Origin of the sequence: Labilithrix luteola (assembly GCF_001263205.1) — a bacterium.
GTDB lineage: Bacteria > Myxococcota_A > Polyangia > Polyangiales > Polyangiaceae > Labilithrix > Labilithrix luteola.
The window spans coordinates 11,721,617-11,747,550 of sequence record NZ_CP012333.1 but is presented as its reverse complement, the minus strand read 5'-3'; the positions used below and the strand labels follow the sequence as shown (position 1 = coordinate 11,747,550).

Below are 25,934 nucleotides of genomic sequence, written 5' to 3'. Positions count from 1 at the left end.
GCGGTCGGCGCGTGCGTCGCACGACGCTTGGCCGGAGCCGCGGCGCGCTTCGACGGTTCGCCGGTGACGCTCAAGGTCCGGTTCGAGCTCCGAGCGCCCGAGGGCGACCCGCGCTCGTCAGCGAATCGTGAGGTCGCTTTCCAGGAGGGCGTCCACCACGTGTTGGCGGGCGCTTTGGTATTCGACGCTGTCGGGGCGATGGTGCGCTGCCATGCGGACGAGCTCGTTTTGCACGACCGCGGGCACGGATTCGAACGGAAGGGCCGGCCAATGCATCGGCTCGTAGTGTGGAGCCTCCGCTCCGAGCGGCTCGTCGCCGAAGGTCGGGTCGTGAAGGAGATGGAGCCGCTCCTCCCAAACCAGCAGCCTCGCGAGCCTCGCTGGCGCGCTTCGCGGCGAGCGGAGATTCGGGGCCGGCGGGGCCACGTAGGTTGGCAGCCAGTCTCGGAGCTCGGCGCCCGACATCGGCTTGGCAACGACGTACCCCTGGACGAGGTCGGCTCCCAGGATCCTCACGGCCTCGAGCATGCCCTCGTCTTCGATGCCTTCGACCACCACGGACTTGCCGAGCGACTTGCCGAGCCTGGTCAGCGGGTAGATGAAGCGGAGGATTTGTGACGAATCCTTCCCGGCCCGTTTCACGATGCTCCGGTCGATCTTGATCATGTCGAACGGCATCTCTCGGAGGCGTTCGAGGCTGCTGTAGCCGGAGCCGAGATCGTCCTCCGCGAGGCCCACGCCGAGCTTCTTGAATTTCGAGAGCGCGGTGAGAATGTCCGCGCCGAGCCGGGTCTCCTCGGACTCCAGGAGCTCGAGGGTCAGCGCTTGTGGCGGGCACGCGTGCTCGGCGAGCGCTTGCTGTGTGATCTCGAGATAGCGGGGATTGGCAAGTGCGCTCGACGGCAGGTTGAGGGAGATCCCGAGGTCGATGCCTTGTTCGAGCCAAGTGCGTCTCTGGCGCAGCGCTTGGGCGAGCCCGCGTGCGTAGAGCTCGACGAAGTTGTTGGGCGAGAGCGCCGGGAAGAAGTCGCACGGGGAGAGCAGCCTGTCGCCATCGCGGAGTCGGGCGAGCGCCTCGACCTTCGTGATCCTTCCCGCGTGGAGGTCCAAGATCGGCTGGTAGTGCATCTCGAGGCCCTCCGAGCGGACCAGCGAGAGCCAGTGCTGCCTCACCGCGTAGGGCACCGTCGTCGTTCGGCCCTCGCGCAGCTCGATGCGCGCGACGGCGACCGTGAGTAGCGTCCTCAGGTGATCGATGAAGAGCGTTTGATGTGCGGAGGTAAAGCCGCCGAGATTGGAGCTTCCCAGACCGACGATCAACGTTTGCGAGCTGCCTGGCGGGCGCACCGGAATGGCGACCGTGGAGCGAAGCCCTTCGCGCAGCAAGGCGTCACGCCACGGTGCCATCCGCGGATCGGTCGCGACGTTCACGCAGTGCTCCACTTGCGCGCTGCGCCACGCCCTGCCGGTGGGGCCCTCGCTCATTTCGACGAGCTGGCCGCGTGCGAGCCGCTCGACTTCCTGAAGATGGCTGTCGGCCTTTCGACCCACCATCGACTCGAAGCGGAAGACTCCGTGTCGGTCGAGGCGGCCGAAGGAGACCGCGGCGATCTCGTCGTGCTGGATGAGGCGCTCGGACACGCGGCCGATGAGGTCCGTGTAGCTCCCCGTCGTCCACGCCGTGCGGGTGATGTCTCCGAGGAGCTCGTGGCGCCGTCGCTCCACGTCCTCGTAGGCGTCGAGCTGAATGGCGAGATCGCGCATGAGGCGCTGCGCGAAGATCGCGAGGGCGCGCGTGTACTGCGCCGTGTCGACATGGCTGCGCACGGCGTCGAGAAGGAACTCGTTGCTGAGCGCGAGATCCTGCTGGGAGAGACCGACCGCGGCGTGCCTCCGGCCGATACTCCACGCGAAGTCGCTGTGCTTGTCGGCGGTGATGTCCGGTGCGGTCAAAAAGAGGAGCATCCTCCCTTGCATCTCTTGAAGATGTCCGCGCTCCCAGTCGGACATCGACGATACCAAGACCCCCGCCCGCGGGATCCGCATCTGGCATTCATTGAATTGATCGACGATGGCGCCGAGCTCGGCCCGCACGGCTGACTGCAGGGCTCCGAGAAGCGGCGCCACGTCAGGGGTATACAGACGGGCGATGGACTGCGGTGAATTCACGAGATACTGCGAATCGTGGGTTCAAGAGGGGATTGCGTATTCGTCGGCCAAGAGATCAGGGCCGCACGCGAAGTCGTCTGCCCAATCGATGAAGCGCTTCACCATCTCCTTGCCCCGGAAATACGCCCCGTGCTGCGGACAGATGACTTCGATGTCGAGCTTGCGCGCCGTCCGCGCCCAGACCTTCATCGCGCGATTCCCCGCCATGTAGCGACGGTGGAAGCCCTCCATGAAGCGGCGGTGTGCCTCGAAGTCGGTGACCTCCGTGTAGTCCTGCTCGAGCGATGCACCGAGGTCGCCGGTGTAGAGGATCTTCGAGACCGGATCGTAGACCTGGAAGTTGCCGCACGAGTGGAGGAAGTGCGCAGGGATCACCAGCACGTGCCCGTCGCCGAGCGGCATCTTCATGCCTTCGTCGGGAATGCCCTTCAGGCGGTCTTCGACGAGACGATCGACTCCGAAGTGCGGGACGAAGCGCGTCCACAGCTGGGAGACATACGCCATGGCGTCGGTGGTCATCAGCCAGCCATTGACCGCCGCGACGATGTCCGGATCTTGGTGCGAGAGGAAGATGATGTCGAGCTTCGCCGCCCCGAGTACGCCCTTCGTGGCGGACATCACCTTCGAGTAGACCTTGTGCCCACCGGGGTCGAGGATCATGGCCGACGATCCATGCACGATGAGATGCTGGTTCGCCTGGACCGCGAGCCCCCCGGTCGAGAAGTCCTCGAGAAGGACGTTCTTGTGATTTCCGCTATCGAAAAGAACCGTGTTCGGCATGACTGCGCCCGTCGCATTGCAACGTGCGAACCAGCGCGATTCGCCTCGCAAATTCGGCTCTTTGCGCGCGTCTTGCTGCAGGGCTCGCGCGCCGACGCAAACGCTGCGTGCGCCGCAAGCTCTGGCGTTCCTTATTATGAGATATCGTTGTTGCGAATGACATCGGCGATGGCCCGCAATGGATGAAGACGATCTCGCCTCCTACGCGTTTCTTTGGGACGGCTCGGCCTGCGGGCGAGCCGGGGCGAGCTTAGATGGGGACGTTGATGCAACTTGATTGCATTAAGGCTGTCGGTGCACTATCCACACCTCGTGTTGCTCGATGATGCTCCCACGGGGGATCGATGACGGGACTCTCCGTGCTGCTCCTCGGTTTGGGACTCGGCGTGCGCCATGCGATGGACGCCGATCATGTCGTGGTGGTGTCGACGTTGGTTTCGCGGGAGCCAGGGCGATGGCGGGCGGCCCGCGTCGCTGCGCTCTGGGGAGCCGGGCATACACTCGCTTTTCTCGGTCTCGGCCTCCTCGTCGTTCTCGCACGGTTGCAGGTGCCGCCAGCGTTCGAGCGCCTCGCCGAAATCCTCGTGGCGGGCCTGCTCATCGGCTTTGGAGCGTGGCACCTGGTGCGGTCTTTCGATTCGTCGGGGCCGGAGGACGCCGCGCCCGCCGTGGTGGCTCGGCCCATCGTCATCGGCGTCGCCCACGGGTTGGCCGGTTCCTCCGGGGTCGCCCTGCTCGCCGCGACGACGATTGCATCTCGCCCACTCGCCGCCGGGTATCTCTGCTTGGTCGCTCTCGGCACGGTGCTCGGGATGGTGGTCCTCACGGTCGTCATGGCAGGCCCGATCGCGTGGACGATGAGGCGAGAAGGCGTGGTGAAGAGAGCCGTGGTTGCAGTTTCTGGAGGTGTTGGCGTGGCCCTCGGCGCGTGGCTTCTCCTAAGGCTTCTCGCCGGCGCGCACTAGTTGGTCGCGACCGGGCTTCTCGATCTTCATTTTGCAACTCGGTTGCATGTGATATTGCGTTGCCTCTCTTCGAGAGGTTCGCCATGAAGAAGATTCCCGTCACCGTCCTTACCGGCTTCCTTGGCTCCGGCAAAACCACCTTGCTGAACCGAATCCTCACCGAGCAGCACGGCAAACGGATCGCCGTCATCGAGAACGAGTTCGGCGAGATCGGTATCGATCAGGCGCTCGTCATCAACGCGGACGAAGAGGTCTTCGAAATGAACAATGGGTGCATCTGTTGCACCGTGCGCGGCGACCTGATTCGCATCCTCGGGAGCCTGATGAAGCGGCGCGACAAGTTCGACCACGTTCTCGTCGAAACCACCGGCATGGCCGACCCCGGGCCAGTTGCGCAGACGTTCTTCGTCGACGACGACATGCGCGATCTCTTCACGCTCGACGGAATCGTCACGCTTGTCGACGCCAAGCACGTGAGGCTGCACATCGAAGACTCGAGCGAGTGCCGAGAACAGATTGCCTTCGCCGACGTGCTCGTGCTCAACAAGTCCGATCTCGTTTCACCGGCCGACCTGGACGCTCTCGAGAGGCGCGTGCGGTCGATGAACGCAATGGCCAGGGTGCTTCGCGCAACGGACGCTGACGTGCCGATCTCTTCGGTCCTCGACGTCGGAGGCTTCGACCTCGATCGCGCCGTCGCCACGAAACCGACCTTCCTCGCGCCGGAATATCCGTTCGAGTGGGCCGGAACGTTCGACCTCCACGAAGGTGTTTACGACGTGGTCCTCCGCGAAGGACCGGATCCGAGCATGGATGTCGTCGTCATGGACCTTGAGGCAGGCGAACGTGCGCACGACAAAGCTGTCGCGGAGCGCGCCCTTCGAGCGTGGGCGCACGAGGCGGCCAGCTTGCGTGCGGGCGGTGAGCTGTCCTTGCGTGCCGCCCCGAGCACGCTCGTTCTCTACGGCATGGGAGCGAAGCACTTTCGACTTCGCGTTCCGAAGGCCGGCCGAATCGGGCTCTATACGCAACATTTGCCGTCGGAGTTCGGTTTGAAACTCCTTTGCGGCGAAATCGAAGTTGCCGCCGTGGCGAGCAAGGAGTTTGCCGCAGGCCACTCGCACGACGAAGAGGTGAGCTCGGTCGGCATTCACCTCGAGCGAGCCGTCGACGGCGATCGCCTGAATGAATGGCTCTCGAAGCTCCTTCGCGAGAAAGGCACCGACATCTTCCGCATGAAGGGAATCCTCGATATCCAGGGAAGCGACAAACGCTTCGTCTTCCAGGGCGTGCACATGCTCTTCGACGGTCGTGAGGATCGACTGTGGGGCACCGAGCGGCGCGCGAGCGATCTCGTCTTCATCGGACGCAATCTCGATCGCGAAGAGCTCACCCGGGGATTCGAACGATGCCTGGCCTGAACGAAGGAGTGGTCGCCAAGACGGAGCTTCGCGCGCGGTTTCGGCTGGAGACGGGCGATTACGTGGCCGCACTCACGGTCTCGCGTGACGGTCGCCTGTGCGTGGCGGGATTGGGCGACGGACGAGTCCTCGGGCTCGACCTCTCGTCCGGAAAAGAACTCTTCTCGACGGTTGCTCACCCCGGCGTCGTTCTCGGCGTCGCTCTCTCTCCCGCAGGGGATTCGGTCGCGACCTGCGGACAGGAGGAGGCGGCCAAGCTCTGGACCACGCAGGGCAAGCTCCTACGCGAGTTGCCCTCGGGCGGAGCGGCGTGGGTGGAGCACGTCGCATGGGCGCCGCGCGGTGAACGTCTGGCGACGGCGGCCGGCAAGAAGGTTCGCGTGTGGACCTCGGACGGCGAGCCCATCGTCGAAACCGAAGCCCTTGCTAGCACCATTACGGGGCTCGCCTGGCGCGCCGACGGCAACGCGCTCGCGGCGACGTGTTACGGCGGCGTCGACATCCTGCCTTTCACGCCAGGCATGAAAGCGCGGCATCTCGCGTGGAAGGGCTCGCTCATCTCCGTTGCGTGGAGCCCGGATGCGAAGGTCATTGCGTGTGGAAGCCAGGACTGCTCCGTCCACTTCTGGCGACTCGCCACCGGCCAGGACTCCCAGATGAGCGGATACCCCTTCAAGCCAAAGGCCCTTGCATGGGACAGTGCCTCGAGGTTGCTCGCCACCTCCGGCGACGCGACGGTGACCGTTTGGGACTTTCACGGCAAGGGCCCGGAAGGGACGCGCCCGCTGCAGCTCGAATCTCACAAGGGTGCGTGCACCTGCCTCGCGTTTAGCCCGCGGAAAGGCGTCCTGGCGAGCGGCAGCCAGGACACGTCCGTGCTCTTGTGGGAACCGCGCAAGGGAACACGGCCTACGCGCTTCGCGTTCCTCGACGACGAGATCACCGGGCTCGCCTGGCACCCCGAGCACCACACCCTCGTGGCGGGGGACGCGAGCGGAACGCTCTGCGCGTGGGAGGTGGCGTGATCGCGAGGCCTTCGAGGAGGGTATTGGAGCATTCCGGATGAGAATTTGTACACGCCGTATGAGGAGCCGACCGGCTTCACCCTACGTGAGGAAGGCGAGTGCTTCGCGAAGGATCGTCTCGACGGGACGGCTGGAGGCGGGAACGGAGGCGTCGGGCGCCTTCGTTGTAGCCGGGTGAGTGGGCACAGTGGTCGCGCGCTTTCGCTGGGAAAAGTAGCGGGGTTCGACGCGCGGCATTTCGCACGCCACCTGGGACCAACGACGCTTTTCGGCGGCGCCGAAGGCGCGCCTCGATGTGCGAACGTTGGAGGTCTCGTCACTTCCGCCGAGGGCGCGCGGCGTTCGATCACGCGCAGGGCTCGGGGTACCAACTGCTTCGGGGGATTCTTCGGTCCCCGCGCTGCGTGGTACTTTTGCGACATGGCTAATATCGAATCGACGATCCGAGCGATGGAAGAGCGGCTTTGGAAGGCGCAGCTCTCGGCTGATGTGGAGGCGCTCGATGACCTGATTGCGGACGACCTACTGTTCACTGGTCTCGCAGGCTCGTTGGAGACAAAGGCTGCGGACCTGGAACAACACCGCTCGGGCGCACTGAAGATCACGAAGCTCGATCCGGTGGAGTTCCGCGTGAGGCCTATCCCGGGAGGTGCCGTCACGAGCGTCAAGATGGATGCGGCAGCTGTATTGGCGGGGAAGCCGACCACCGCCACGCTGCGCTACACGAGAGTGTGGGTTTCAGAAAATGGCCGCTGGCAGATCGCCGGTGGTCACATGAGCCTTGTCCCGTAAGGGTAGGGGCGCGTTCATGGGAGCCCGGGGCCCAAGCACTGATGCCCTTCGATGATGTTCTCGGTCCCCTATTCGAATCTCCCGCGCTCCCGAGGTCCCCCGCGTCGTCGTACCGTCGGGCTTGGGATGGCTGGACCGCTTTTTTTGCGTCCGCGCGAATCCAATCGGTGTCGCGTGGCTCTTACCGGGAAATGAGCCCGCGGATGCAGATCGAGACCCTGTTCGACCCGGCCACGTCCACCCTGACGTACATCGTGTTCGACCCGAAGAGTCGTGACGCGGTCGTGATCGACCCCGTGCTCGACTACGATCCGCTGGCGTCCTCGACGTCCACGCGGTCGCTCGAGACGCTCGAGGCCTTGCTGAGGAAGCATGACCTCCGCGTCCACTACATCCTCGAGACGCACGCCCATGCCGACCACATCAGCGGCAGCCAGTACCTGAAGAAGCGCTTCGGCGCGAAGGTCGGCATCGGCGCGCGGATCCGCGACGTGCAGAAGCTCTTCCGCGATGTCTTCGACCTCCCGGCGGCTTTCGCGATCGACGGAAGCCAGTTCGACCGGCTCTTCGATGACGGTGAGAAGATCGTCGCCGGTACGCTGGAGCTCGAGGTGATGGCGACGCCTGGCCACACGCCTGCCTGCGTGACCTACAAGATCGAGGACGCGATCTTCGCGGGCGACGCGATCTTCATCGAAGATTCAGGCACCGGGCGGTGTGACTTCCCCGCGGGCAGCGCCGAAGATCTCTACACGTCGATCCACGAGCGGCTCTACGAGCTGCCCGACGCGACCCGCGTGTTCGTCGGACACGATTATCAGCCCGACGGTCGCCCACTCCGGTCGGAGACCACCATCGGCGCCGAGAAGGAGAAGAACATCCAGCTCCGCGCGAGCACGACCCGCGAGGAGTTCGTGAAGATGCGAACCGCGCGAGATGCTACGTTGGCTGCGCCGCGGCTCCTTTACCCGAGCGTCCAAGTGAACGTCGATGCTGGCCTCTTGCCGAGGCCGCACGCGAACGGGCGCCGTTACCTGAGTGTGCCGCTGAACCTGAAGCAGATCACCGACAACGACGGCACGCCGGCGTGAGGAGCGAGCGATGACCACCCTTTTCGAAGCAGCCACCCCGAATCCGTCAGGTCACCGCGACGTGCGCCCCGAGCAGGTGCTCGCCGACAAGAAGGCCACGCGCATCATCGACGTGCGCGAGCCAAGCGAGTTCACCGGAGAGCTCGGGCACATCGAGGGCGCCGAGCTCGTCCCCCTCGCCACCGTGGCCGCGGCCTCGACGAGCTGGGCCAAGGACGAAGCGCTCGTTCTCATCTGCCGCTCCGGTCGACGCTCGGAGCAGGCGGCTCGCGAGCTCACTGCCGCGGGCTTCCAGCACGCGATGAACATGCTCGGCGGCATGCTCGCGTGGAACGAGGCGCGCCTCCCCGTGGAAGGCGCCACGCGCTAGCGCATCCTTCCCGACCACGGCACGCGCTCGGCGCGCGGCGCTCGGTGAGCGTTGCAAGGTCTGCCTCCGCAGCGGATGATGCCCGCGAAGGAGGAGCCTATCGATGACCATCACCATTACCGCCTTTGAACGGTCGCCCGATGGCGGCAAGGGGCTGGCGCGTGATACGCGCGTGCGCTGGGCGCTCGAAGAAGCGGGGCAGCCTTACGAGGTTCGCCTTGTTTCCTTCCGGGCGATGAAGGAGCCCGAGCATCTGGCGCTCCATCCTTTCGGCCAGATTCCGACCTATGAGGAAGGCGAGCTCGCTCTGTTCGAGACGGGGTCGATCGTCTTCCACATCGCCGAGCGTCATCCGGGCCTGCTGCCGGACGAGGCCAATGCGCGCGCGCGTGCCATCACATGGATGTTTGCTGCGCTCAACACGGTGGAGCCGCCGATCCTCGAACTCGTAACGGCCAAGGTCCTGGAAGGCGACAAGCCTTGGGCCAAGGAACGCCTCCCTCTGGTCGTGGAGCGTATCCGAAATCGGTTGAACCAGCTTTCCGCTCGCCTAGGCGACGCCGACTGGCTCGATGGTGCATTCAGCGCGGGCGACCTGATGATGGTGTCGGTGCTGCTCCGGCTTAGACCATCGGGCATTCTGAACGAATACCCAAGCCTGGCCGCCTATGTCGCCCGCGGCGAAGCGAGGCCCGCCTACAAGCGAGCCTTCGACGCTCAATTGGCAGTCAACGCCGGTAAGCCATCGACCGGCTGATGGCGTAGGACTACCCACGAGGGAGGCGCGCGACCGCGCCGGTTTCGAGCGCGGCCCAGACGGCACCATCCGGGCCGATGGTGATGCCGTGAGGTTCGGAGCTTGGACTGGGCAGGTCATGATGCTGAAACTCGCCAGTGACGCCGATGTAGCCGATGCGGTTGGCGGCCCACTCGGTGAACCAGCAGCCTCCCGCCGGATCGGCAACGATCGCGTGCGGCTTGGCCGTGCGTTCGGGTAGCGGGAACTCCTGGATCTTGCCGTCCGGTGTCAGGCGGCCAATCTGACCCGCGGCGATCTCGACGAACCAGAGAGTATCGTCGCTGCCGAGAGTGATGCCGACCGGCCCGGCATTGGGCGTAGGCAACTCGTGAAGGGTCACTTCCCCGTCGAGCCCGATTCGACCGATCGCGTTTGCCTGATTCAACGTGAACCACAGGGCGCCGTCCGGACCGGGCGTGATCATCGACGGGAAGGCGCCTTTGATCGGGAGCGGAAACTCCGTGATTGCGCCGTCACAAGTGATCCGGCCAATACGGTCGGCCTTCATCTCGGTAAACCAAAGAGCACCGTCCGGTCCTGCCGTGATGCCGAATGGCGCGCTGTCCGGCGTGGGCGTGGGAAATGACGTGATCGCACCATCCGTGGTGATCCGGCCGATGTGATGCTCGCGAGAGCAGGTGAACCACAGCGGGCTATCCGGACCGCTATCCGGAGCCGACGTGATGATCGAAGGACCACATGTCCTCGACTTCAAGGGATGGTGAACGACTTCGCGCTCTTCGCCGGAAGTCGCGCCGAGGCGGATGATGCTGCCTGCGTGGATCGCCGTCACCCACAGTGCTGCGTCGGGACCGGTGGTGAGACCGTACGGGCCGGCCCCGGGGTCGGCAATCCAGATTTCCTCGATCGACGGGTTGCGATTCAGCATCAAGGTAGTTTCTTCGATTGGGGTTCGAGCGTCATCGGCGAGGAGGCGTCTTCAACACCACGTGACCGGGGCAGGGGTGAGCCTTTGAGTCGTCGTTCCGTCGCCAAGCGCTCCCCAGCGGTTGCTTCCCCAGCACTGGACGGTTCCGTCGACCAGAAGTGCGCAGGTATGGGCGAGGCCCGCGCTGAGCTCGGTGACGTTGGATAACCCGGGGACGGGAGTCGGGGGGAGCGGACTCGTGGTCGTTCCGTCACCGAGCTGGCCGGAGAGGTTGAATCCCCAACAGCGCACGGTGCCATCCGTCAGACGCGCGCAGGTGTGGCTCGCGCCCGCGGCGATCTTGGCCACGCCCGAGAGACCGGTGAGCCCTCCGTCGCCGAGCTCGCCAACGCGATTGGCTCCCCAGCAGCGGGCGGTGCCATCGTTCAGGCGCGCGCAGGTGTAGCTCCCTCCTGCGGTGATCTCGGCGACGTCGGAGAGCCCGGAGACCACGACCGGCGTGGGCCGACCGGTGGTCGATCCGTCGCCGAGCTCGCCGTCGCTGTTCATTCCCCAGCAGCGGACGGTGCCATCGGTCAGGCGCGCACAGGTGTGGAAGGTCCCCGCGGCAACTTCGGCGACGTCGGAGAGCCCGGGGACAGGCGTTGGGGTGGGCCGATTGGTGGTCGTTCCGTCGCCGAGCTCGCCGTCGCCGTTGTAGCCCCAGCAGCGGACGGTACCATCGGTCAGGCGCGCACAGGTGTGATGCTCACCTGCGGTGATTTCGGCAACACCGGAGAGCTCGGGCACCGGGGTCGGGTCGTTGTGATCCGTCGTCGTCCCATCACCGAGCCGACCGAAGGCGTTCGATCCCCAGCAGCGGACGGTGCCGCCCGTCACCAGTGCGCAGGCATGGTACGAACCCGCGGCAACGCCGGCAACGCCGTACAGCCCAGCGACTGGGGTCGGCTTGGACCGATAGTCTGCTTCACGTAGACCGGGGACCATTCCCCAGCAGCGGACCGTGGCGTCGGTCAGTTGCGCGCAGGTGTAACCCAAACGCGAGGCAAGGCTGGTCGCCGGCACGAAGGCGTTCTCCGTAGTCGAACCCGAGCCACACGCGACGACAGGGATAGCCGCCGTCACGACCGCGACGACGAGAGGGCGCAAACGCATCTTGCTCATCTTGCATGGGGCCATGCTGGACGCGATTCCTTTCCCGCATTCATTCATCACGCGAGACGAGTCCTCGAATCCAACCAGGGCGACACGTCACGAGCGCCGATCGTCCGAGCCCCAAGCCGGTCCACATGCCCGCGTAATCGATTTGCTCTAGAAGATCTGTGTTTCGAAGCTCATCCACGGATGTCTCCGGGACTTCATAAAGCTCGGCGGCCGTCATGAGCGTCACGAGCGGCTCTGATATGGGGGACGGACATGCTGGTTCGCCTCAGCAAGAAAGGGAGCCTGCTGACTTCCTTATGAAAGAAAGTGAAGGCCAACGCTCATTTCTCATCAGGCGGAATGCGGCTGCACGACGCATTCTGTCGCCAGGGATACTGCATACGGAATTCCTGCTTCGGTGGCCAAGGTCGTATTCGTACCGAAGGACCAGGCCGAACTTATTCGCCCGATCGCGAGGCAGGAGACCAAGATGGGGCGCAAGGTCGATCATCTTGTTGAGCTTCCACTCCTCGATGGAAATGGGGCAGGCCGCAGGTTAGTTTCGCCAGCCGGAAGGCACCCTAGCGATGAAGATCTTCGTAGTCGGCGGCGGTGGGCGCGAACACGCGCTCGTTTGGAAACTCAGCCAGTCACCGCATGCCTCGTCCATCCACTGTGCCCCGGGCAATCCTGGCATCGCGATGGAAACCCTTCGCGATGGCACGCCCGTGCAGTGTGTCCCCATCAAGGCAACCGATGTGGATACGTTGCTCGACTACGCGAAGCGCGAGAGGCCGGATCTCACCGTTGTGGGACCCGACGACCCGCTCGCGCTGGGCCTCGTGGACAAGCTTCAGGGAGCGGGCCTTCCCGTGTGGGGACCGACGCAGCGGGCAGCGCAGTTCGAGTCGTCAAAGGCGTTCGCGCAGGACTTCATGCAGCGTCACGGAATTCCGAGCCCCGAGGCTGCGGCATTCTCAACGCCCGAGGATGCCATCGCCTTCGCAGAGCACCTCCGATGGTCGTGTGCCATCAAGGCCGACGGCTTGGCCCTCGGCAAAGGCGTACTCCTGTGTCGAAGCGAGTCCGAAGCGAAGCATGCCATTGGGCACATCCTCGAAGATCGGGCCTTCGGCCGGGCGGGCGAGCGCATCGTCATTCAAGAGCTGCTCGAAGGTCCCGAGATCTCCATGCACGCTTTCTGCGATGGAACCACGCTCAAAGTGTTCCCGACATCGCAGGATCACAAGCGAGTTTTTGACGGTAACGAGGGGCCCAATACCGGCGGAATGGGGGCGTACAGTCCGGCGCCTCTCCTCGACGCGCGCGCGCTTTCGTCGATCCAACAGGATGTCTTCGATCGCTGGATGCGCGGCTGCGCAGCCGACGGTATCGCGTTCTGCGGCCTGATCTACCCCGGCCTGGTGCTCACCCAAGACGGCCCGAAGGTCATCGAGTTCAACGCGCGCTTCGGGGATCCCGAAGCCCAAGTATACCTGCCTCGCCTCGAGTCGGACCTCGTCGAGGTGCTCTGCGCGAGCATCGAAGGACGTCTGTCCGGAATTGACCTGCGCTGGAGCGACGATGTCGTCGTGTGCGTGGTCATGGCCTCGGCGGGATATCCCGGAACCTACCAGGACGGGAAAACCATCCACGGGCTGGAAGCGGCCGCTTCGATGCCGGACGTGAAGGTCTTCTACTCCGGCACGCGGAGCGCGGAAGGTGGCGTAGTCACGAGCGGGGGACGCATCCTCGGTGTGACGGCCAGGGCCGGTGCCTTGGCGGACGCCGTGCAGCGTGCCTACGCTGCCGTCGCCAAGATCCAGTTCGAAGGCGCACACTATCGACGCGACATCGCAGCCGGGGCCAACGGTTGACTTGGGGCCTGCCTCCCGGACGGAGTCCTAGGGAATCCGCCGTACCGGTGGGGTCTTCCTCTCTGACGAGGTTCATTGCGGGGCGTTGCAGGGCGGGGGCCGTCACGCCGGTGCGTAGCTGCTCTTGTCGATGCGGTAGACGACGTGCGCGTTCCCGTCGAGTGTCTGCTCGTCCACGAGTGTAGCGCCGAGCTTCTCGATCGCGCGCCGTGAGCGCCGGTTGTTTGCGCCGATCTCGAAGTGCACGTGCTCGACGAACTGAAAGGCGTGGCGCAGCATCAGACCTTTCATTTCGCGATTCACGGCGCCGCCCCAGAAGCGCCGGGCGAGGAACGTGTAGCCAATCGTCACCTGGCTACGTGATTCGTCGAAATCGTAGTAGCGAGAGCTGCCGATCACGTCGCCTGACGCCCTTTCGATGACGACGAGCGCGCCTTTGGAGGCGATCGCACCGTCGAAGAAGCCCTGGAAGACGTCGCGCTGATACCGCGTCGACTGGGGATGTTGCTCCCAGATCAAGGGATCCGAAGCGCACGCGTAGAGCGCCTCGAAGTCGGCTTGCTCCACCGGCCGGAGGAGGAGCGTCAGTCCGAGGAGCGGGACCTGGAACTCTCGCTGGAGTGGCGAAGTTGCGTCGTTCATTCGCAGTCGAGCCTACTTCTGCTTCGACTTGAATGCCGGCGATTCGACTCGCAACGAAGTTCCCATGGGGCGGCGCGTTTTCGTACTGGCGACGAGCTTGCTGGGGCTCGTGATCGCCCCGACCGCGCATGCCCAGACGAGCACGCCTGCGGCTGCGGACGGTCCGGTCGCCGGGCCGCCTGGGCCGCCGCGCATGGTGTCCATCTTTCCCGTGGTCCCCGCCGCCTACATCGCCTGGCTCGATCCGCACGCCGGAGGCGACGCTGCGCAGGGAGGGCAGGGCGACGTCAATCAGGGCGCCCTCGACGCGATTCGACTTGGCCTCTACGCGCAAGCGCCGGTGCTCGGCGGGATGTTCGCGGAATGTCGTTCGGCGGGGCCGAGCATCGAGCAAACCGCTGGGATTCGTCTCGTGCCGCAACTCACACTTTATGGCTTTTCGCGCAGCGGATGCGCGATCGATCAAGCCGTGGGCGGCGCGCTCGTCTTCACGCTGCCCGTCTCGCGAACCGTGTCCCTCTCGCTGTCCGCGAGTCAGCTCTATGTGCCCAACGCCGTGCTCGGCGTTCCGAAGAACCAAACGCAGATCCGCGCCGACGCCACCTTCGCCTTGCCCGAGAAGCGTTCGCTGAGCCTCGGCGTCTCGACGGGCCGCGGCAGCCCGCGCGTCACCTTCGGCGGCGTGTTCTGACGTCGAGCCGCCTCTGGTCAGCGTGCCCAGAGCACGGAGAGATCGAGCTCGATCGCGTTCGGAGCGCTCCATTGGACGCTCACATGCCTAGAGCCTGCACGACACCCGAAGGCTCGGCCACGTACCTCGACGACTTCTATGCGTGCTACGCGAGAGGCACGTACTTGACCGGCATGGATTCCGTGTTCGCAGCGCTCGATGTAGCCACGCGCGCGTCGAAGTGACGGAGCCTCGAACCGTCAGAGTCCGGCAGCTCGATAGAGCTCGTCGACCGGGAACGAGAGACCGAGCGATGGCAGCTCCACGGTCTCACCTGCTTCGGCGACCTTAGACGCCCACGCGCCGCTCTCTGAGCGGTGATAGACCTCGATACGGTCGACCGCTCTGCGCGATGAACACGTACTCTCGAAGCGAATCGATGCGCTGATAGTGCTCGGGCTTCACGCCGCGGTCGTAGTCCTCCGTGCTCGGGCTGCCTAGCCGAGACGCGACCATACGCAGAGCGTAGCATGTCTGCGCTCGACGAACGCTCGTCGAGAGGCTTGCAGCAGCGATGCCAGGTCATCCGTTTGCACTGCAATCGCTAGGCGCCCGTGGCTCGTCCATGGGCCCGCAGCAGTCCTCGTAGCTGGCGTTCGTCATCGACGTGCTAGATTGCGCGCGTGCGTCGCTCCTTCATCTTCCTCGCGCTGCTCGTTTCTTGTCATTCGCCGCAGGCCACCGATGCAGGGAGTACGTCCCCTGTCGCCGCCTCCTCCAACCGAGACGGCGGGCGGCCCGTCGATGTCGCACTTCCCGAGGCGCCGCGCGACGCTCGCGAGCCCGTTCTCGCAAGTGCCGCCACGCAGCTGCTCCAGCAGCACGTGCTCGGAACGCCGATCGACGATCGCCTCTCGAAGGAGGCGTTCCAGCGCATGATCGACGGGCTCGACACCGGCAAAGTGTTCTTGCTCGAGAGCGACGTGCAGAAGCTCGCGCGCTTCGAGACGGACATGGATGACGAGCTTCGTGCCGGCGATCTCGTCGCCGGACGCAAAGCCACCGCGCTCCTCGCCAGCCGGCGCCGCGTCGTCGGGGACATCATCGCAGGCATTCTTGCCAAGCCGCTCGACTTCACGGTGAACGAGTCGATCGAAACCGACCCGAAGAAGCGTGCGTTCTGCAAGACCGACGAAGAGCTCACCACGCGCTGGCGTGGCGTGCTCAAGCTGCAAGCCCTCGAGCGGATGCAGGAGCTCGAAGACATCCTCGAGAAGCGGGCTCAGCCGAAGGCGAAGGAAAAGGCCGCCGATCCCGACGACGCCAAGCGCGACGCCGCTGCCGAGAAGGCGCTCGGCGAGATCCCCACCACGTTCGAGGGGCGCCGCGACAAGGTTCAGAAGGAGCTCGCCACCCGATTCGCGACGCAGTTCACGCGACTCGCCACCGTCGACAAGCTCCAGTCAGCCGAGACGTTCCTCAACGCCGTCAACGGCGCGTTCGATCCGCACACGAACTATCTGCCGCCGGCGGAGGAAGCCGAGCTCGACATCGCGCTCACCGGCCGCCTCGAGGGCATCGGCGCCACGCTGCGTGAGCAAGAGCACTACATCCTTGTCAACGACCTCGTGCCTGGCGGCGCGGCGTGGCAGCAGGGGAAGCTCGAAGTCGGTGACCTCATCATGGCCGTGACCCAGGAGGGCAAGGAGCCCGTCGACGTCATGGACATGCCGATCGGAAAGGTCGTGAGCATGATCCGCGGGCCGAAGGGCACCGTCGTCATTCTCACGGTCAAAAAATCCGACGGCTCGGTGAAGACGATCTCGATCACGCGCGACGTCGTCCGTATCGAGGAGACCTACGCACGCGGCGCCATCCTGAAGACGAAGGGCGGCGGCGAAGTCGGGTATGTGCATCTTCCAGGCTTCTACGGCGAGTCGAGGAAACCGGGCGAACGCAACGCCACGGACGACATGCGCGCGATCCTGAACCAGATGACGAAGAAGGGCGTGACGTCGCTCGTCTTCGACCTCCGTGGCGACGGCGGCGGGCTCCTCGGTCACGCACGGGACATCGCGGGGCTCTTCGTCAAAGAGGGCCCGATCGTTCAGACGAAGAATGGCGACGGAAAGGTGCAAGTCCTCCGTGACACGGACCCGTCGGTCGCGTTCAACGGAAACGTCGTCGTCCTGGTGGACCGGTTCTGTGCCTCGGCCGCGGAGATCGTCGCGGGTGCGCTTCAAGACTACGAGCGCGCCGTCGTCGTCGGGACCAGCAGCACCCACGGCAAGGGAACCGTGCAGGCGGTGGTCGATCTCGATCGGGAGGCGCAGGCGAAGGGCGGCGACCCGCTCGGTCTCTACAAGGTGACGATCGAGGAGTACTTCCGCGTGAGCGGAGGCTCGACGCAGCTGAAGGGCGTGGTGCCCGACATCCTTCTCCCCGATCCGACGTCGTTCATCGACTCTTTCGAGCGCACGCTCCCGCACGCCATTCCGTGGTCGACCATCAAGGCGGCCCCTTCACGACGGTGCCGCACGCGTGGAAGGTGCCCGACCTCGCGTCCATGAGCGCCAAGCGCACGAGCGCCAACCCCGACCTCATGACCGTCTCGCGATTGGCGAAGCTGGTGGAGGCGCGCAAGGACAAGACGCTGAAGCCTCTCGAGCGCACGGCGTGGCAAGCGGAGCACAAGCAGGCGAAGGCCGACCTCGAGGCGCTCGACCCGAAGAAGCAGGAAAAGAAGCCGCTCATGGAGGTCATTGCGCTCAACCCGCAGACCTCGTCGGATCCGCGCATGCAGCGGCAGCTCGACAAGTGGAAGGACACCCTCGCGAGCGATCTCTGGGTCGACGAAACGACCCACATCCTCGCCGACATGAAGAAGACGCCGTAATCGGCGTCCCTGCCCAACGTCTGTCCGCCTGCCACGATCGACGGCCGCCCGTCTCACGCGGACCTTCGCTGGTCAGCGACAGCTCGAAGCTGCGTCGCACGTCTGGCCCGCGGCGCACGTCATCGCCGTGCGCCAGCGGGTACCGTCGCAGTACTCCAGCGCCTGGCCCTCGCAACGCCAGCTCATGCCCGTGCTGCCGATGGCGCACCGCTCCTCTGCTGGGAACGTCTTGAGCGCGTCTTGGATCCACGCCGCATAAGGCTCGAGGCGCACGTACTGGAGGACGGCGTGCGAGGCGCCAGTACCATCGAGCGAATACGAAGCCGTACCGACGATTCGCGTGGGGTCATCGGTGCCGAGACCCCGGAAGATGCAGAGGAGCGGACCGCCGGAGTCTCCTTCGTCCCCAACTCCCGGCGCGCTCGAGCCGGAAGCCGGCGAGGCCGAGATCGCGGACGGGGTCACGGCAACGAGCGAGACGACGGCATCACGCTTCGCCTTGACCGTCGTCACACCATGCTCGTCGTGCCTGCCGTAGCCGATGGCATCGCAGCGCAAACGCTCCGAGCCGTTCGTCGAGGGCCCAACGACGAGCTGACTCGAAACAGCGTCGCCTTCCGTCGTGGGGTCGACGACCCGACGAGGCGGAATTCCCCTCACAGGGGTTGCTAGATGGATCAAGCCGAGGTCTGGGTGCTCGGTCGAAACGTGACCGCTCCGAAGTTCGGAGGCGTCGAAGCCCGGGTAAAGAGCAACCCTGTCGATTTCGTAGCGGGTGAGGTTCGCGGGAATCTGCTTCGGATTCGGATCGTCTGCGGTCGCGACGATCGGCGCGCCGGCTCCGACATAGAAGCCCGTCATCTGTCCTTCGTAACCCTGAACGCAGTGGCCGGCTGTGAGCACGACGTCGGGCGCGATGAGGGTTCCGGTACACACGCCACCGGACTGGAAGCCAATCATCCCGACGGCGTAGTCACCGCCCCAAAGGGTACCGCCCTGAATCGCGCTCTCGCTCGACGTCGCGTCATCGTTCGATGCCGCGGTGCAGGCAAGGAGCGACATGGCGGCGAGAGCGGGAAGAATGACCGGACGCATGTGGGTCGTTGTGGCACATTGCAACACTTCGTCAAGGTACAAAATCGCTAACGACGGTTCGTCGGCCAACCGGCGCCAAGTTCGAGGTCTCGACGCTCGATTCGCACCCGGGCGTCTTTGGCGTGGGCGGAATGCGTCGGGATGCACAGCGGCCCAAAGGCGTCGTTCGAAGATCGTATCCAGCGACTCGGCCTGCGTTAACGACCGGCTCGGCACGTTGATTGCTGATGCTGGGTGACTAGCGAGGCGAGAATGATGTCCAGAGAGTGGGGGACGGCTTTTCGAGCCGTCATTGGGGCGAGCATGCTGATCGCGGCGTGCGGTGGCGGGGCGTCCAAGACCAGCACGACGTCGGCTTCCATGCCGTCGCAAGCAGGCGATAGGGCATCGCAAGAGGCCGCCACCGGACAAGCCCACGCGCTCGTCCTTCAGGCCGCCAGTTGCTGGTTGGACGGCCTCGTTAGTGATGCTCTCGGCGATCGAGGCGCCGCCGGCGAAGCGAGCACGCGTCGTCGTTGCGACGAGGTCCTTCGAGCGATCGGTGATTCCTCGGACACGGGATATGCGCAGTTGCGCGCGGTCGACGCAGGCACCGTCAAACGCCTCACGGAGCGCGTCAGTGTGACGGCCGCCACCGAGAATGTCCCGGGGCTCGCCATCATGCTCTCGAGGATCGCCGACACCTCGCGCGAGACGCTTCACGCTCGCAGGGCGGCAGACGTCGTCAAACAGGTCTCCGAATCGTTTCCTGCCGAGGGGCAGCGGGCGAACAAAGAAGCCGCCGCCCCCGATCTCCAGAGTGCGGCTGCGCTGCAAGCGCTTCTCGCCTATCGAGGGCCTTTCGAAGCGGACGCGCATGCCATCGCCATCCTCAACGTGCTCGAGCGTGTCGAGAGCGCTCGAGGATTGCCGAAGCACCTCAAGGTCTATGCCGTCCGAGGTCCCTTCTCGGCGGTCTTCGGTATCTCCGCACCGCAGCTCTCCGACGACGCCGCGCTTCCGATTCCCACCGGCACCTGGCTCGCCTATCTCACGCGCGTCGCTGCGAACGCTGGGCATCCCGTCCCTCCAGATGCGCGGGACCCGCAGAATCGCGAACCGCTGGCGTGGAACGGAATCCTCGTAGGCCTGGCCGATCGTCTTCGAAACGCTCCAGTGGACCCTTCGCTCGCGAAGGTTACGTCGAGCGTGGTTGCGCGAATCGACCAGCAAGCGGCCAGCGAACGCGCCGCCTTCGAAGCCCACGCACCGGAAGATCGGTAGCGCACGCGATCTTCGCCACGAGGAGCTTTCAGCGGCGTGTGGCCACGAGCCATTGTACGATGGTGCATGGTCGACGGCCTTCGGGGGACATGGCGCGCGACGTGGCTTGCGATCGGACTCGCCATCGCGGCGGTCGTCTCGATCGGCGTCTTCGTCTTGCGCGATGCCGCGCATGATACGGTCCTTCGTTGCCCGTCGAGCTTCGAAGTGGAGTTGCCGAGCGCTCGAAGTGCTTCGGGCTTTGATCACCTCGTCGAGCTCTCGGACGATCCGTCGTTTCGCATCGATTTCGACACCATCCCCGATCCACTGAGGCTCGGGTCGGTGGTGCACGTCGACTTCCGCGTCGTTCCAAGCGACTGCACGCCTGATGACGACTCCCAGAGTTGCGCCTGCCGCGAAGTCGCTCTGGGGAAGGCGCTCGGATCGCGGTCGGATCCGACGGACCTCACCGTGTGGTCGAGCCCCACCGGAGGCAGTCGGTACGTCGTCCGCGAGAGTTCTCGGCGGGACGTCGTGACGTTCCACCGCGAGACCAACACCACCCGTATCCGCCCACGCCGTCTGTTCTCGAGGCGTCATGTGCCGTCGTTCATCGTTGTCTTCGCGCTCGGCGCACTCGCGGTTGCCGCGATCCGGGCCCGCAAGGCCATCGCGTACGTGACTCGCCTCCACGCATGGCGAGAGCTCTCGCTTGCAAGCACTGGCACGCTCACGAGCGAGTCAGGTGAACCCGTTGGTTCGAGCGCCGTCGAGGGGCTGCCGGAGGGCGCCGTGCTGGTCGCGCCGTCGGCGTTCACGCAGGCCGGTCTCTACCGCGATCTGCCGATCGTCACGCGCGATCGAATCGTGGCCGGCTCCCACACGCGATGGCTCCGCGGAACCATGGTGGGCCTCCGAGACGCCCGCGTCCTCTCCATCGTGAGCGCGCTGGCGGCCCTCCTCGGCCTCGCCGCCCGTCTGCTCGCGGGGTGAGTGGTGAAGCAGAATTCTGGTTTCGTAGGATCCTTGGCTCGTGACCGGGGTATACCGAGCATCGATGACGCTTCGACTTCGGCAAGGACGGTTCGTTCAGATACTCGTCTCCGATCCGTGGGAATTTGGCACGGCGTGCGGCGTTGGGCCGTTCGATGCTGTCGTGGAGGGTATTCAGCAAGGTCGTCTTGTGCTGCGCCTGAGACAAGGTCTCGACTACGGCGGCACAATATTCAGGGTTGTAGCGGTTTCTCGATATAAGGACTCAATCGAAGAAGCGTTCGAGGCCACGAACGACGTAGCTGCGAACCTGGTGTTGATCCATGGCCCGCCCCGTGAAACCGACAAGCTCGAGGATGTTGTTCGCATGTCCGGCGCACTAGCATTAGGGAGCGTTCACTTGGCTCCCGCTTCAGAGTAATCGGGCTCCCTGATCATCGACGATCCGCCGACACCTTCTCGATATCGCACGTCGATAGCAAAATACGACACTCGGACGGTTGGCTGCCGAATGGCCGGCTACGCAAGCCGAGGAGGAATACCTTGTGGGCCCCAAATGCGCGGTGAGCCACGGTAGCCCGCGACGTTCGTAGCTTCGGGCGATAGCGTCGTCGATGCATGATGACCTCTGCGCAGGCTTTTCGTCAGGTGCTCACACGGCGCATCTTCGCGCTTCTGGCCGTGTCCCTCCCGCTGCCCGTCGCTGCGTGCAGTCTTTTGGAGAGTCATTCGTCCACCGACGGTTGCCAGGGAGGGCCAAGGGAAATCGAGTGGTGCATCGCCGCGACGCCGGAGGGAGAGGGCGGCGTCGATGCCGGCGATTCGAGCGATCCGGACTCGGGATTGCCTCCGGGAACGTCGTGTCCATCGCGCGAGGACGCGAGGAGCCAAATATCATACGTCGATGACGTGAAGACCGAGGCGACCGTGAAAGACGGCGGGTGCTGTTACACGGTCGTCTATACGACGATCTGCGAAGGACGCCCGTACATCGTCGATACTTTCGCTCGCACGGCAGTCACTGCCCGCGCAGTGCGCGGTGGAGCCTTCACGAAGTCCTATCGCGCTGACGGTCTATCGCCATGCGTGGACTCGCTCGATCCGGCGGCCCGCGCGGCGCTCGCCGCGCAGTGGACGCGCGACGCGCTCTACGAACACGCCTCGGTCGCATCGTTCGCGCGATTCGCGATGGAGCTTCTCGCGGTGGGGGCGCCCGCCGACCTGGTCGAAGACGCGCATCGTGCTGGGCTCGACGAGATGCGCCACGCTCGGCTCTGCTTCACGCTGGCGAGCGCCTACGCGGGTGAGCCCGTTGCGCCAGGCCGCTTTCCGTTCGACGGAAACGTCGAGGTGAGCTCGGACCTCGCGTCCGTCGCTGCCCGTGCGGTGACGGAGGGCTGCATCGGGGAGACGCTCGCCGCAGCCATCGCCGCTGAGCAACTCGCCTCGGCGGTCGATCCGGCCGTGCGCGCGGCGCTCGCGACGATTGCCGAAGATGAAGCCCGTCATGCCGAGCTTGCCTGGCATTTCGTGGCTTGGGCCGTTCGCGCCGGCGGACACGCGGTTTGCGAGGCGGTGGCCGAGGCATTCCGAGCGTCATCGCCGTCCGCTCCTCCGGTGATCTTTGCGGGAGACCTCACTGCGCACGGCCGGCTCGACTCCGCCCAACTCGATGCCGCCGCCGCGCGCGCCCTCGACGAAATCGTGCGTCCGTGCGCGCGTGCGCTTCTCGCGCCGTCAGCCTTCGAACGAAACGCTCACGGTCTGGAACTGCGCGCTTCGACCTGAGCTCCCCTCGGTCGAGCGTGTGTGAGGGGAAGCGGGGCCGGAGCCAATGCACGGGTCTTGCTGTGACGTTGGCGTATGGGGAGTCCGGCCCGGCTCATCGGCTCGGTTGCTCTCGTGCTCGTCTTCGCGGCGGCGTGCGAGAGCGTCACGAGCTCGTCTACGACGTCGACCACGCGCGATGAGCTCACGATCCAAGGCGATGGCGGTAGCGCCGATGCGGGCGTCGATGCTTCGACCTCGACCGACGTGGTGACGTTGGCGGGCCAGGTTCAGCAGACGGTGAACGCCAACATCGAGGCGTACAGTGCGGTCGATCAAGAAGACCTCGAGGATCATCTCACCCTCGCGCTCTTTCGCGCCGAGTCACCGGGCGGCCGAGCCGCGGCTTCCGCGAGCTGCGTGCTGCAAGCGGTTCGGGCGCTCGGCTTCAGCAGCGCGCAAGCGGCGGCGCTCTGCCAGGGCAACCTCGTCGACAGCGCTGGATGTGCTGGCATGGCGTTGCTGACGTTCGGCTTCAGCCAGGACGAATCGGTTGCGCTCTGCGCGAGGGGGGGCTCGGTCGAGACTGCCCAGTGTGCGCAGAGTGCCCTCACAGTGTTCGGCTTCACGCGCGCACAATCGGTCGCGGTCTGCGCCGGACGCGATGGCGCGGTGGTCGCGCAGTGCCTCGGAGCAGCCTTCAGGACCGACGGCTTCTCGAGCGATCAAACCGTCGCGCTGTGTGCCCATCGCGGCTCGGCCACGACCGCTGCGTGCGCGGGTCTCGCGGTCTCGACGTTCGGCTTCACGCAAGATCAGGCGGTCGCCCTCTGCGCGAACCGCGGCACCTCCGAGACCGCAACCTGCGCCGGCCAGGCTAACCACAGCTTCGGCTTCTCGCAGCAGCAGGCGGTCGTCCTCTGCTCGAATCGCGGCCAACCGGCCAACGCAACATGTGCCCAAACCGCGTACGGCACCGCTGGGCTGACGCGCGATGAGGCGATCGCTACTTGCCGCCACACGCAAGTGGTCGACACGCGATAGCGCTCAGCGTTGCCTGCTCGCAGGTGAACCTCTCCATCGACGACCCTGGCACGGCGATCGCTTCCCGATGCCGATTTTGCGGCCTCGAGCCCAGGGAGGATGAGATGAGCAAGACGATCCTGATTACGGGCGCCAGCAGCGGCATCGGCAAGGCGACGGCCCAGTACTTCCATGACCGCGGGTGGAACGTGGTGGCCACCATGCGAGATCCGCAGAAGGAGAAGGAGCTGACAGCTCTGGCCAACGTCCTCGTCACGCGACTCGACGTGCAGGACCCCACCTCAATCAAGAGCGCCGTCGATGCTGCCATCGCGAAGTTCGGCAAGATCGACGTCCTGCTGAACAACGCCGGCTACGGCGCTTATGGCCCGCTCGAAGCGACGGCCATGGAGAAGATCCGACGCCAGTTCGACGTGAACGTCATGGGCCTCCTCGAGACCACCAAGGCCGTCCTCCCGCACTTCCGCGCCAACAGGAGCGGGGTCATCATCAATGTCTCGTCGATTGGCGGGAAGATGACCTTTCCCTTGGGCACGCTCTACCACGGCACAAAGTTCGCGGTAGAGGGCCTCTCGGAGGCGCTGAGCTGGGAGATGGAGTCCATCGGCGTCCGGGTCAAGATCGTCGAGCCCGGAGCCATCAAGACCGACTTCGGCGGCCGCTCGTTCGACTTCAGCAACGATGAACGCATGGTCGAGTACCAGTCCATCGTCAGGAAGCTCCTCGGCATCATGACGAACCTCATGACCAAAGGCTCCGAGCCGATGGTGGTCGCGAAGGTCATCTACGAGGCTGCAACCGACGGCACGAACCAGCTGCGCTACACCGCAGGCGAGGACGCAAACGCGCTCGTCGCCAATCGCAAGGCTGCCGACGACACGACGTTCATGAGGCGGGTCAAGGAGCAGTTCGGGCTCGCTTGACGGAAGGTGAGCTCGCCGCGCCGGGACGGGGAGGGGGGAGCTCCCCGCGTCGGCGCTCGCCATGCGCTGCGCGCGAGGATACCGTCGACCCGTGAGCCGTCTCGCCTGGCGGCCAGAGGAGAGCGAGATGTCGGCGGTGGCGAACGGTATGACGCAGGTCCAGATGCGGGGGGCGGCCCCGATCCCGGTGGGCCATCGTGTCGAGGTGCGCGTGTTCTACGGCCGATCCAACGAAGGCCTCTTCGGAGGCGGCGATCCTGTGCCGGTCTTCGATCGTCCGCTCATCACGGATCTCGATACGGGCGTCCGCTATGGGCAATTCGAGCACTTTCATCCGCCCATCTCGGGCTACGGACCTGGGCTCTTGCCGCTGTCCCATAGTCCGATGACCGATCTGCGCGAGCATTCGCGCTGGTACGGCAAGATCGTCGTGTGCAACGTGGTCTTCACCGGCTTTCGGGAGAAGGAGATCCAGACGACGTTCTTGATCGAGCCGAGCGCTCCGCCGAGTCCCGGCTATCGCTGAGGGCGCGCGCACCACGGCTTGAATCGGCTAGCCCTGACCGGCGCACGCCAACGTTCGGCTCACGGGCGTCTCACGGGCACTTCGCGTCTTCCGACGGTGACGTCGCGGTGTACGGTCCGCGCCCCATGAACACGACGACGCACGAAGAGCAGGCGGGAACCGATCTCTGGCGCGTGAAGCTCACGACCGGCGAGGTTCGCGCGATGAGCCTCGATGCGCTCGACGAAGCGTTCCAGTCGGGGCTCCTCACGGAGGCCACCCCCGTGCTCCCGCCCGGTGCGACGGCGTGGACCACGCTCGCGGATGCTGCCGGCCTCGACGCGGCCTCGGCCGAGCCCGTGCAAAGCATCGCGCCGGTGGCGATGAGCGTCGCGGAGCCGCCCGCGCCTGCGCTCGGTGTCGATCTCGACACGCTGCCCGACGAGGCGTTCAAGCCGAAGAAGGGGCGTGTGCTGGCGTTCGTCGGCGTCGGCCTGGCGGTCGCCTGCGGTCTCGGCTTCGGCGCGCTCCGCGTCGCGAACCTCGACGCGAAGGCTCCGAGCTCGCAACCCGTGGCCACGGCCGCCGCCGCGGCGCCTCCGCCCGCCGCGATGGATCTCGGCGAGGCCGCTCCGGCGAGGGTGCTCACCGACGAACAGAAGGCAAGGCTCGCCGAGGCCGACAAGGCCCGCGAGGCGACCGCCGCCGCCGCTGCCGCGAAGCGCGCGAAGGATCGTCCGTCGACCGGTGGCGCGAAGCGCACGCCGGGCGCCGCGCCCTTCGTCAACAGCGGCGACAAGTACGATCCGATGAACGGCGCGCTCTGATCCAGC

General features: G+C 65.4%; 26 protein-coding genes. 20 read left to right on the top strand and 6 right to left on the bottom strand.

Annotated features, from left to right (window positions below):
• Positions 1-117: 117 nt before the first annotated feature.
• Positions 118-2,127, bottom strand: a complete 2,010-nt coding sequence (locus AKJ09_RS50640; RefSeq protein WP_146655063.1) for an EAL domain-containing protein — start codon at positions 2,125-2,127, stop codon at positions 118-120.
• Between the two features lie 63 nt (positions 2,128-2,190).
• Complete coding sequence (locus AKJ09_RS50635) at positions 2,191-2,949, bottom strand: oxygen-binding di-iron domain-containing protein (RefSeq protein ID WP_146655062.1); 759 nt, start codon at positions 2,947-2,949, stop codon at positions 2,191-2,193.
• A 344-nt stretch (positions 2,950-3,293) separates the two neighbouring features.
• On the opposite strand from AKJ09_RS50635, the gene AKJ09_RS50630 reads away from it, so the two are divergent.
• From AKJ09_RS50630 to AKJ09_RS50600, 7 genes are all read left to right on the top strand, one after another.
• On the top strand, positions 3,294-3,914 hold the full coding sequence (locus AKJ09_RS50630; RefSeq protein ID WP_146655061.1) for a hypothetical protein: 621 nt from the start codon (positions 3,294-3,296) through the stop codon (positions 3,912-3,914).
• Positions 3,915-3,997: 83 nt separating this feature from the next.
• Positions 3,998-5,335, top strand: a complete 1,338-nt coding sequence (locus AKJ09_RS50625) for a CobW family GTP-binding protein (RefSeq protein WP_146655060.1) — start codon at positions 3,998-4,000, stop codon at positions 5,333-5,335.
• Positions 5,323-6,360 (top strand): WD40 repeat domain-containing protein, encoded by a 1,038-nt coding sequence (locus AKJ09_RS50620; protein ID WP_146655059.1) that lies wholly within the window; start codon positions 5,323-5,325, stop codon positions 6,358-6,360. Before AKJ09_RS50625 ends, AKJ09_RS50620 begins: the two co-directional genes overlap by 13 nt.
• Before the next feature lie 420 nt (positions 6,361-6,780).
• Entirely contained in the window at positions 6,781-7,152 is a 372-nt protein-coding gene (locus AKJ09_RS50615) for a nuclear transport factor 2 family protein (protein WP_146655058.1), read from the top strand.
• A gap of 203 nt (positions 7,153-7,355) precedes the next feature.
• Positions 7,356-8,243, top strand: coding sequence for an MBL fold metallo-hydrolase (locus tag AKJ09_RS50610; RefSeq protein ID WP_205634005.1), 888 nt, complete (start codon positions 7,356-7,358; stop codon positions 8,241-8,243).
• 10 nt (positions 8,244-8,253) lie between these two features.
• Positions 8,254-8,613 carry a rhodanese-like domain-containing protein gene (locus tag AKJ09_RS50605; RefSeq protein ID WP_146655056.1) on the top strand — a complete coding sequence of 120 codons (360 nt, stop codon included), beginning with the start codon at positions 8,254-8,256 and terminating at the stop codon, positions 8,611-8,613.
• A gap of 103 nt (positions 8,614-8,716) precedes the next feature.
• Complete coding sequence (locus tag AKJ09_RS50600) at positions 8,717-9,370, top strand: glutathione S-transferase family protein (RefSeq protein ID WP_146655055.1); 654 nt, start codon at positions 8,717-8,719, stop codon at positions 9,368-9,370.
• Positions 9,371-9,380: 10 nt separating this feature from the next.
• On the opposite strand, the gene AKJ09_RS50595 is transcribed toward AKJ09_RS50600, so the two are convergent.
• Together AKJ09_RS50595 and AKJ09_RS50590 are read right to left on the bottom strand one after the other, a co-directional pair.
• Positions 9,381-10,301 carry a Vgb family protein gene (locus tag AKJ09_RS50595; RefSeq protein WP_146655054.1) on the bottom strand — a complete coding sequence of 307 codons (921 nt, stop codon included), beginning with the start codon at positions 10,299-10,301 and terminating at the stop codon, positions 9,381-9,383.
• A gap of 51 nt (positions 10,302-10,352) precedes the next feature.
• On the bottom strand, positions 10,353-11,456 hold the full coding sequence (locus AKJ09_RS50590) for an RCC1 domain-containing protein (protein WP_169928661.1): 1,104 nt from the start codon (positions 11,454-11,456) through the stop codon (positions 10,353-10,355).
• 575 nt (positions 11,457-12,031) lie between these two features.
• Here AKJ09_RS50590 and purD point away from each other — a divergent pair.
• Positions 12,032-13,321, top strand: coding sequence for a phosphoribosylamine--glycine ligase (gene purD, locus AKJ09_RS50585; protein WP_146655052.1), 1,290 nt, complete (start codon positions 12,032-12,034; stop codon positions 13,319-13,321).
• A 102-nt stretch (positions 13,322-13,423) separates the two neighbouring features.
• Here the strand turns inward: purD and AKJ09_RS50580 are convergent, their stop codons facing one another.
• Complete coding sequence (locus AKJ09_RS50580; protein ID WP_146655051.1) at positions 13,424-13,963, bottom strand: GNAT family N-acetyltransferase; 540 nt, start codon at positions 13,961-13,963, stop codon at positions 13,424-13,426.
• Positions 13,964-14,027: 64 nt separating this feature from the next.
• Here AKJ09_RS50580 and AKJ09_RS50575 point away from each other — a divergent pair, with 64 nt between their 5' ends.
• From AKJ09_RS50575 to AKJ09_RS50565, 4 genes are all read left to right on the top strand, one after another.
• Positions 14,028-14,654 (top strand): hypothetical protein, encoded by a 627-nt coding sequence (locus tag AKJ09_RS50575; RefSeq protein ID WP_146655050.1) that lies wholly within the window; start codon positions 14,028-14,030, stop codon positions 14,652-14,654.
• An 83-nt stretch (positions 14,655-14,737) separates the two neighbouring features.
• Complete coding sequence (locus AKJ09_RS54015; RefSeq protein ID WP_169928660.1) at positions 14,738-14,878, top strand: hypothetical protein; 141 nt, start codon at positions 14,738-14,740, stop codon at positions 14,876-14,878.
• 438 nt (positions 14,879-15,316) lie between these two features.
• Entirely contained in the window at positions 15,317-17,203 is a 1,887-nt protein-coding gene (locus AKJ09_RS50570) for a S41 family peptidase (RefSeq protein ID WP_146655049.1), read from the top strand.
• A complete protein-coding gene (locus AKJ09_RS50565) occupies positions 17,200-17,529 on the top strand; it encodes a carboxy terminal-processing peptidase (protein ID WP_146655048.1) in 330 nt (109 codons plus the stop codon). Before AKJ09_RS50570 ends, AKJ09_RS50565 begins: the two co-directional genes overlap by 4 nt.
• A gap of 72 nt (positions 17,530-17,601) precedes the next feature.
• Here the strand turns inward: AKJ09_RS50565 and AKJ09_RS54010 are convergent, their stop codons facing one another.
• Positions 17,602-18,624: a trypsin-like serine protease gene (locus AKJ09_RS54010; RefSeq protein ID WP_169928659.1), complete on the bottom strand. Its 1,023-nt coding sequence runs from the start codon at positions 18,622-18,624 to the stop codon at positions 17,602-17,604.
• A gap of 360 nt (positions 18,625-18,984) precedes the next feature.
• Here AKJ09_RS54010 and AKJ09_RS54005 point away from each other — a divergent pair, with 360 nt between their 5' ends.
• From AKJ09_RS54005 to AKJ09_RS50525, 8 genes are all read left to right on the top strand, one after another.
• Entirely contained in the window at positions 18,985-19,887 is a 903-nt protein-coding gene (locus AKJ09_RS54005) for a hypothetical protein (RefSeq protein ID WP_169928658.1), read from the top strand.
• A 66-nt stretch (positions 19,888-19,953) separates the two neighbouring features.
• On the top strand, positions 19,954-20,862 hold the full coding sequence (locus AKJ09_RS54000) for a hypothetical protein (RefSeq protein WP_169928657.1): 909 nt from the start codon (positions 19,954-19,956) through the stop codon (positions 20,860-20,862).
• A 64-nt stretch (positions 20,863-20,926) separates the two neighbouring features.
• Positions 20,927-21,283 (top strand): hypothetical protein, encoded by a 357-nt coding sequence (locus AKJ09_RS50550; protein ID WP_146655045.1) that lies wholly within the window; start codon positions 20,927-20,929, stop codon positions 21,281-21,283.
• A 197-nt stretch (positions 21,284-21,480) separates the two neighbouring features.
• Positions 21,481-22,650 (top strand): ferritin-like domain-containing protein, encoded by a 1,170-nt coding sequence (locus AKJ09_RS50545; protein WP_146655044.1) that lies wholly within the window; start codon positions 21,481-21,483, stop codon positions 22,648-22,650.
• A 75-nt stretch (positions 22,651-22,725) separates the two neighbouring features.
• The gene (locus AKJ09_RS50540) at positions 22,726-23,673 is read left to right on the top strand and encodes a hypothetical protein (protein ID WP_146655043.1); all 948 of its coding nucleotides are present in this window, start codon (positions 22,726-22,728) and stop codon (positions 23,671-23,673) included.
• A gap of 104 nt (positions 23,674-23,777) precedes the next feature.
• Positions 23,778-24,596 (top strand): SDR family oxidoreductase, encoded by an 819-nt coding sequence (locus tag AKJ09_RS50535; RefSeq protein ID WP_146655042.1) that lies wholly within the window; start codon positions 23,778-23,780, stop codon positions 24,594-24,596.
• Positions 24,597-24,687: 91 nt separating this feature from the next.
• Positions 24,688-25,122, top strand: a complete 435-nt coding sequence (locus AKJ09_RS50530; protein ID WP_146655041.1) for a hypothetical protein — start codon at positions 24,688-24,690, stop codon at positions 25,120-25,122.
• Positions 25,123-25,247: 125 nt separating this feature from the next.
• A complete protein-coding gene (locus AKJ09_RS50525) occupies positions 25,248-25,928 on the top strand; it encodes a hypothetical protein (protein WP_146655040.1) in 681 nt (226 codons plus the stop codon).
• The last annotated feature ends 6 nt before the right edge of the window (positions 25,929-25,934 follow it).

Excerpts from the sequence above, each read along its gene's own strand:
- AKJ09_RS50565 (WP_146655048.1), top strand. The coding sequence starts at position 17,200 with ATGAGCGCCAAGCGCACGAGCGCCAACCCCGACCTCATGACCGTCTCG.
- AKJ09_RS50630 (WP_146655061.1), top strand. The coding sequence starts at position 3,294 with ATGACGGGACTCTCCGTGCTGCTCCTCGGTTTGGGACTCGGCGTGCGC.
- AKJ09_RS54005 (WP_169928658.1), top strand. The coding sequence starts at position 18,985 with ATGCCGTCGCAAGCAGGCGATAGGGCATCGCAAGAGGCCGCCACCGGA.
- AKJ09_RS50525 (WP_146655040.1), top strand. The coding sequence starts at position 25,248 with ATGAACACGACGACGCACGAAGAGCAGGCGGGAACCGATCTCTGGCGC.
- AKJ09_RS50545 (WP_146655044.1), top strand. The coding sequence starts at position 21,481 with ATGATGACCTCTGCGCAGGCTTTTCGTCAGGTGCTCACACGGCGCATC.
- AKJ09_RS50605 (WP_146655056.1), top strand. The coding sequence starts at position 8,254 with ATGACCACCCTTTTCGAAGCAGCCACCCCGAATCCGTCAGGTCACCGC.
- AKJ09_RS50550 (WP_146655045.1), top strand. The coding sequence starts at position 20,927 with ATGACGCTTCGACTTCGGCAAGGACGGTTCGTTCAGATACTCGTCTCC.
- AKJ09_RS50635 (WP_146655062.1), bottom strand. The coding sequence starts at position 2,949 with ATGCCGAACACGGTTCTTTTCGATAGCGGAAATCACAAGAACGTCCTT.
- purD (WP_146655052.1), top strand. The coding sequence starts at position 12,032 with ATGAAGATCTTCGTAGTCGGCGGCGGTGGGCGCGAACACGCGCTCGTT.
- AKJ09_RS50600 (WP_146655055.1), top strand. The coding sequence starts at position 8,717 with ATGACCATCACCATTACCGCCTTTGAACGGTCGCCCGATGGCGGCAAG.
- AKJ09_RS50615 (WP_146655058.1), top strand. The coding sequence starts at position 6,781 with ATGGCTAATATCGAATCGACGATCCGAGCGATGGAAGAGCGGCTTTGG.
- AKJ09_RS50535 (WP_146655042.1), top strand. The coding sequence starts at position 23,778 with ATGAGCAAGACGATCCTGATTACGGGCGCCAGCAGCGGCATCGGCAAG.
- AKJ09_RS50580 (WP_146655051.1), bottom strand. The coding sequence starts at position 13,963 with ATGAACGACGCAACTTCGCCACTCCAGCGAGAGTTCCAGGTCCCGCTC.
- AKJ09_RS50595 (WP_146655054.1), bottom strand. The coding sequence starts at position 10,301 with ATGCTGAATCGCAACCCGTCGATCGAGGAAATCTGGATTGCCGACCCC.
- AKJ09_RS50540 (WP_146655043.1), top strand. The coding sequence starts at position 22,726 with ATGGGGAGTCCGGCCCGGCTCATCGGCTCGGTTGCTCTCGTGCTCGTC.
- AKJ09_RS50610 (WP_205634005.1), top strand. The coding sequence starts at position 7,356 with ATGCAGATCGAGACCCTGTTCGACCCGGCCACGTCCACCCTGACGTAC.
- AKJ09_RS54010 (WP_169928659.1), bottom strand. The coding sequence starts at position 18,624 with ATGCGTCCGGTCATTCTTCCCGCTCTCGCCGCCATGTCGCTCCTTGCC.
- AKJ09_RS50575 (WP_146655050.1), top strand. The coding sequence starts at position 14,028 with ATGGGGCGGCGCGTTTTCGTACTGGCGACGAGCTTGCTGGGGCTCGTG.
- AKJ09_RS54015 (WP_169928660.1), top strand. The coding sequence starts at position 14,738 with ATGCCTAGAGCCTGCACGACACCCGAAGGCTCGGCCACGTACCTCGAC.
- AKJ09_RS54000 (WP_169928657.1), top strand. The coding sequence starts at position 19,954 with ATGGTCGACGGCCTTCGGGGGACATGGCGCGCGACGTGGCTTGCGATC.
- AKJ09_RS50625 (WP_146655060.1), top strand. The coding sequence starts at position 3,998 with ATGAAGAAGATTCCCGTCACCGTCCTTACCGGCTTCCTTGGCTCCGGC.
- AKJ09_RS50590 (WP_169928661.1), bottom strand. The coding sequence starts at position 11,456 with ATGCGTTTGCGCCCTCTCGTCGTCGCGGTCGTGACGGCGGCTATCCCT.
- AKJ09_RS50620 (WP_146655059.1), top strand. The coding sequence starts at position 5,323 with ATGCCTGGCCTGAACGAAGGAGTGGTCGCCAAGACGGAGCTTCGCGCG.